The organism is Vibrio sp. 10N.222.46.A1 (assembly GCF_041473595.1).
GTDB lineage: Bacteria > Pseudomonadota > Gammaproteobacteria > Enterobacterales > Vibrionaceae > Vibrio > Vibrio tasmaniensis_A.
Genome location: NZ_JBFRSN010000315.1, coordinates 1 through 5,561, shown reverse-complemented (window position 1 = coordinate 5,561; position 5,561 = coordinate 1). Strand labels below are relative to the sequence as shown.

Annotated in this window: 5 protein-coding genes; all 5 read left to right on the top strand. The window is 46.7% G+C overall.

Annotation, left to right across the window (positions count from 1 at the left end; all coding sequences use genetic code 11):
• Window positions 1-126 precede the first annotated feature (126 nt).
• The 5 genes from AB4496_RS10340 to AB4496_RS10320 are packed head-to-tail and all read left to right on the top strand — an operon-like array spanning window position 127 to window position 5,300.
• A complete protein-coding gene (locus AB4496_RS10340; RefSeq protein WP_004733728.1) occupies window positions 127-327 on the top strand; it encodes a twin-arginine translocation signal domain-containing protein in 201 nt (66 codons plus the stop codon).
• Window positions 328-337: 10 nt separating this feature from the next.
• Window positions 338-3,193 (top strand): formate dehydrogenase subunit alpha, encoded by a 2,856-nt coding sequence (locus AB4496_RS10335; protein ID WP_009846730.1) that lies wholly within the window; start codon window positions 338-340, stop codon window positions 3,191-3,193.
• 11 nt (window positions 3,194-3,204) lie between these two features.
• Window positions 3,205-3,813: a formate dehydrogenase FDH3 subunit beta gene (fdh3B, locus tag AB4496_RS10330; RefSeq protein WP_004733723.1), complete on the top strand. Its 609-nt coding sequence runs from the start codon at window positions 3,205-3,207 to the stop codon at window positions 3,811-3,813.
• Window positions 3,814-3,826: 13 nt separating this feature from the next.
• The gene (locus AB4496_RS10325) at window positions 3,827-4,900 is read left to right on the top strand and encodes a formate dehydrogenase subunit gamma (protein ID WP_009846729.1); all 1,074 of its coding nucleotides are present in this window, start codon (window positions 3,827-3,829) and stop codon (window positions 4,898-4,900) included.
• Entirely contained in the window at window positions 4,884-5,300 is a 417-nt protein-coding gene (locus AB4496_RS10320) for a hypothetical protein (protein ID WP_009846728.1), read from the top strand. The genes AB4496_RS10325 and AB4496_RS10320 overlap by 17 nt, the downstream gene beginning before the upstream one ends.
• The last annotated feature ends 261 nt before the right edge of the window (window positions 5,301-5,561 follow it).

The following is a 5,561-nucleotide window of genomic DNA, read 5'->3' as shown; positions in this document are numbered from 1 at the left end:
GTAAACATAAATTAAAGATTGATGTGAAAAACGTCACTGATTACGAGTAATCGAGCAGTACGCGATTATATCGATAGAGGGGCATTAAGCCTCCAAAAAGATCTACCGCAAGGTAAGGAAGCAATGATGAAAGATAATAAAGAAATAAACACAAGCCGTAGGGACTTACTCAAAGGCTTAACGACTGCAGCCGTTGCTGGTGCCGTTGTCGCTGGTACAACGAAAGTGGCAACTGCTTCAGAAACGGTTGAAATGCCGAAAGAAGACATGAAGAAGACGGGCTATCGTGAAACGCAACACATTCGCGATTACTACGACACACTTTAGGAGATAACGGATGAAACTTGTCAAACGCTCCGATAGTGTGAGCAAAGAAACCAATCAACTGGGTGTGTCTCGACGTGCCTTCATGAAAAACACCTCATTAGCAGCTGGTGGCGCGGTAGTAGGCGCAAGTCTATTCGCTCCAGGCATGATGAAAAAGGCGCAAGCTAAATCAGTCGACCCAGAAGCGAAAACAGAAGTGAAACGCACTATCTGTTCTCACTGTTCTGTGGGTTGTGGTATCTACGCTGAAGTTCAAAATGGCGTATGGACAGGTCAAGAACCTGCATTCGATCACCCATTTAATGCTGGTGGACACTGCGCGAAAGGTGCAGCACTGCGTGAGCACGGCCACGGTGAACGTCGTCTTAAGTACCCAATGAAATTGGAAGGCGGTAAGTGGAAGAAGCTTTCTTGGGAACAAGCGATTGAAGAGATCGGTAACAAGGCGCTAGAACTTCGTAAAGAGTCTGGCCCTGATTCGGTTTACTTCCTAGGTAGTGCAAAACACAGTAACGAGCAAGCTTATGCATTCCGTAAGATGGCGTCTTTGTGGGGAACAAACAACGTTGACCACCAAGCACGTATTTGTCACTCAACCACAGTAGCCGGTGTTGCGAACACTTGGGGTTACGGTGCAATGACAAACTCGTTCAATGACATGCACAACTGTAAATCAATGCTGTTCATTGGTTCAAACCCTGCAGAAGCTCACCCAGTAGCAATGCAGCACATCCTAATCGCGAAAGAGAAGAACAACTGTAAGATCGTTGTTGCGGACCCTCGTCGTACGCGTACGGCTGCGAAATCTGATCACTATGTTTCTCTACGCCCGGGATCAGACGTTGCGTTTATCTGGGGTGTGCTATGGCATGTCTTTGCTAATAAATGGGAAGACAAAGAATTCATCCGCCAACGTGTATTTGGCATGGACGAGATCCGTGAAGAAGTCGCGAAGTGGAGCCCAGCAGAAGTTGAACGCGTGACAGGCGTAAGCGAAGAAGACGTTTACCACACAGCAAAACTGCTTTCTGAGAACCGTCCAGGTTGTATTGTTTGGTGTATGGGTGGTACTCAACACACGACGGGTAACAACAATACACGAGCTTACTGTGTACTTGAGCTCGCACTAGGTAACATCGGTAAATCAGGCGGCGGTGCAAACATCTTCCGTGGTCACGATAATGTACAAGGCGCAACTGACCTTGGCGTACTGTCTGACACACTTCCAGGTTACTACGGCTTGTCTGAAGGTTCTTGGCGCCACTGGTCTAAAGTTTGGGACATCGACTTTGACTGGGTGAAAGGACGTTTCGACGACAACGCATACGGCGGTCAAAAACCAATGAACAGTGCAGGTATTCCTGTATCTCGTTGGGTTGATGGCGTACTTGAAGACAAAGACAAGATCCGTCAGCGCGAAAACATCCGCGCGATGTTCTACTGGGGTCACGCGGTGAACTCTCAGACTCGTGGTCCAGAGATGAAGAAGGCGATGCAGAAGCTGGATATGATGGTTATCGTTGACCCATATCCAACAGTTGCAGCAGTAATGAACGATCGCACAGATGGCGTTTACTTGCTTCCAGCAACCACTCAATTTGAAACCTACGGCAGTGTAACGGCATCAAACCGTTCTCTACAGTGGCGCGACAAGGTTGTTGATCCTCTGTTCGAATCTAAGCCTGATCACGAAATCATGTACCTTCTTTCTAAGAAGCTTGGTTTCTCTGATCAACTGTTCAAAAACATCCGTGTTGAGAACAACCAACCATTGATTGAAGACATCACTCGTGAATTCAACAAAGGTATGTGGACGATCGGCTATACAGGTCAAAGCCCAGAACGTTTGAAAGAACACCAACAAAACTGGCACACGTTCCACAAAACAACGCTTGCTGCAGAAGGCGGCCCAGCGAATGGCGAGACTTACGGTCTTCCTTGGCCATGCTGGGGCAACCCAGAGATGAAACACCCAGGTACGCATATCCTTTACGATACGTCTAAACCGGTTGCTGAGGGCGGCGGTAACTTCCGTACTCGTTTCGGCGTCGAATTTGAAGGTCAAAGTCTATTGGCTGAAGACAGCTACTCAAAAGGCAGCGAAATCAAAGACGGTTACCCAGAATTCAGTGACAAACTGCTGAAACAACTGGGTTGGTGGGACGATCTAACCGCAGAAGAGAAAGCTTCAGCGGAAGGTAAGAACTGGAAGACTGACGTTTCTGGTGGTATCCAGCGTGTGGCTATCAAACACGGTTGTATCCCGTTTGGTAATGCGAAAGCGCGTGCGATTGTTTGGACATTCCCAGACCGCGTACCACTGCACCGTGAACCACTTTACACGCCACGTCGTGATCTTGTTGCAGACTACCCAACATGGGATGACAAGGAAGCAATCTTCCGTGTTCCTACGTTGTACAAATCAATTCAAGACCAAGACAAGTCTGCTGAATACCCAATCATTCTGACTTCTGGTCGTCTGGTTGAGTACGAAGGTGGTGGTGAAGAAACCCGTTCTAACCCTTGGCTAGCGGAACTACAACAAGAGATGTTTGTTGAAGTGAACCCGAAAGACGCAAACGACATTGGCTTTAAAGATGGTGATGATGTTTGGGTTGAAGGTGCTGAGAAAGGCCGCATCAAGGTGAAAGCGATGGTTACTCGTCGTGTTAAACCGGGTTTAGCGTTCTTGCCGTTCCACTTCGGTGGTAAGTTTGAAGGTGAAGACTTACGTTCTAAATACCCAGAAGGCTCTGATCCTTACGTTATTGGCGAAGCTGCCAATACAGCAACCACATATGGTTACGACCCTGTCACGTTGATGCAGGAAACGAAAGTAACCCTTTGTAATATTCGTAAAGCGTAAGGAGTCTTAAAATGGCTAGAATGAAATTTCTTTGTGACACCAAACGTTGTATCGAATGTAACGGTTGTGTCACTGCATGTAAGAATGAAAATGATGATGCTCTGGAATGGGGTATTCAACGTCGCCGCGTTGTCACATTGAACGATGGCGAACCGGGTGAAAACTCTATCTCAGTCGCATGTATGCACTGTACTGATGCCCCTTGTATGGCAGTTTGCCCAGCAGACTGTTTTGAACATACAGAAGACGGCATCGTACTTCACAATAAAGATCTGTGTATCGGTTGTGGTTACTGCTTGTTTGCTTGTCCGTTTGGCGCACCTCAATTTCCTAAACAGGAAGCCTTTGGTGAGCGCGGTAAAATGGACAAATGTACCTTCTGTGCTGGCGGTCCAGAAACAGAGCCAGGTTCTGTGGAAGAACGTCAGAAGTACGGTGCGAACCGTATTGCTGAAGGCAAGCTACCAATGTGTGCTTCTTTATGTTCAACCAAAGCACTGCTAGCGGGTGATGCAGAGAAAGTCTCTGATGTATTCCGTCAGCGTGTTGTTGAGCGTGGTGCGAAGGGTGCAGGCTGGACAGACGGCAATGACCTTTCTTACGATGCGATGAAGAGCTAGTTAGGAGAGACATATGCTTACAATGTTTAAGCGTCTCTTTCTTGTTGTGCTGCCAATGTTGGCAGCACTAACAATGCTGTCTCCTTTGAGTCATGCATCTGAGACAAACTCATCACAAACTCAATCGAGCTCTGCTGAAAGAGAAATCACACAACTTGCTGGCGCTGATTTTTGGCGACAAGTAAGAAACGGTGAAGAAGGTTACACCACATCTCAATCGGCTGAGCACGGTATGTTAATCAGTACGCCCGGGCAAACGTGGTACATATTGAAAGAGAAGTGGATGTCGCCAGCCGGTGCCGTCGCTATCTTTGGCAGTATTGCTTTCGTTACTTTAATGTACGTTGTGATTGGCCCATTAATGCTGAGTGCACCAAGAACGGGCCGTAAGATCAAACGTTGGTCGCGACTGGACCGCGCACTGCACTGGAGCATGGCGTTTACTTTCTTAACGCTCGCGTTCAGTGGTTTGATGTTGGTTTACGGCAAGCACTTTTTGAAGCCGTATATTCCAACTGACCTTTGGGGCTTTATCGTTCTATTGGCGAAGCAATACCACAACTACATCGGCCCGATTTTCTATGTGCTATTGATGGCTGTTCTTATCAAGTGGTGGCGCAAGTCGATCTTCAAAATGGTCGATATTCAGTGGTTCATCAAACTAGGCGGCATGGTAGGGAAACACAAAGGTTCTCATCCATCGGCAGAGTTTTCGAACGCGGGTGAAAAAGCGCTATTTTGGCTGCTTATCATTATGGGTAGTGTCGCAGCGATCAGTGGCTTGGTGTTAGATTTCCCAATCTTTGGCCAAACACGACGTGATATGGAGCTTTCGAACTTAGTTCACATGCTTGCTGCTCTGATCCTTATCTGTGGTTTTGTGTTCCACATCTATATTGGCTTGTTCGGTATGGAAGGCGCACTAGAAGGTATGGTAACAGGCGAAGTCGATGAAACCTGGGCTAAAGAACACCATGACCTTTGGTACAAAGAAGTGATGGAACAAGAGAAAAACGGCGTTGAACAAAGCGCTAACGTAGCAACAGAGAAAATGGAAGGGGTGAATAAGAATGAACAAACCTCATAAGGGTATTTGGGTTGCTTACATCCTAAGCTGCTTTACACCATTTACTTGTCTTCTCTCTGGTGTGATTGCCATTATCTACGCGGGCTATCGTTTAGATAAAGGCGAAGACGGCGAAGTAGTGGATACCCATTACTACGGCTTGATTCGCTCGTTCTTCTTGAACCTGACGTTTTTTGTTGTGCTTATCGTTACGGTAGCGACCTCTAACGGCGTGTTGATCGGTGTGAACGATTACTGGTATCAAAACCATATTATCGATGACATCGCTTACTACATTCCATATGTGGGCATGGTATTTGGTGGTGTGGCGATTGTGGTGTGGTTTATTCGTATGTATCAAGGCATGCAGCGTTTAAGTCAAAACCTACCGCAAAACCCGACAACAGGTCCAAACCTTTAAGCGTTTATATGTAAGCCGTTCGGGTTAACAAACTCGATAATAGCTCCTTTGCGATGAGTTAACTGTAATCAGCGAAAGACCTTAAAAGCCCTGTGATTCATTTCACTGGGCTTTTTGTCGTTTGGGCGCTAGGTAACTGATCTAATGCCTTATATTGACCGCATCAATATGGTGCAATTCCCACAATTGGTGCAATCAGTTATCGAATGTTTTCTCTCTCTGAGAACCAATAAAGTGCACCTAAGAAATTAACCACAAAGA

What these genes read in the sequence shown, in the direction of transcription:
- AB4496_RS10325 (WP_009846729.1), top strand. Translation starts at nt 3,827, where the DNA reads ATGCTTACAATGTTTAAGCGTCTCTTTCTTGTTGTGCTGCCAATGTTG.
- AB4496_RS10335 (WP_009846730.1), top strand. Translation starts at nt 338, where the DNA reads ATGAAACTTGTCAAACGCTCCGATAGTGTGAGCAAAGAAACCAATCAA.
- AB4496_RS10320 (WP_009846728.1), top strand. Translation starts at nt 4,884, where the DNA reads ATGAACAAACCTCATAAGGGTATTTGGGTTGCTTACATCCTAAGCTGC.
- fdh3B (WP_004733723.1), top strand. Translation starts at nt 3,205, where the DNA reads ATGGCTAGAATGAAATTTCTTTGTGACACCAAACGTTGTATCGAATGT.
- AB4496_RS10340 (WP_004733728.1), top strand. Translation starts at nt 127, where the DNA reads ATGAAAGATAATAAAGAAATAAACACAAGCCGTAGGGACTTACTCAAA.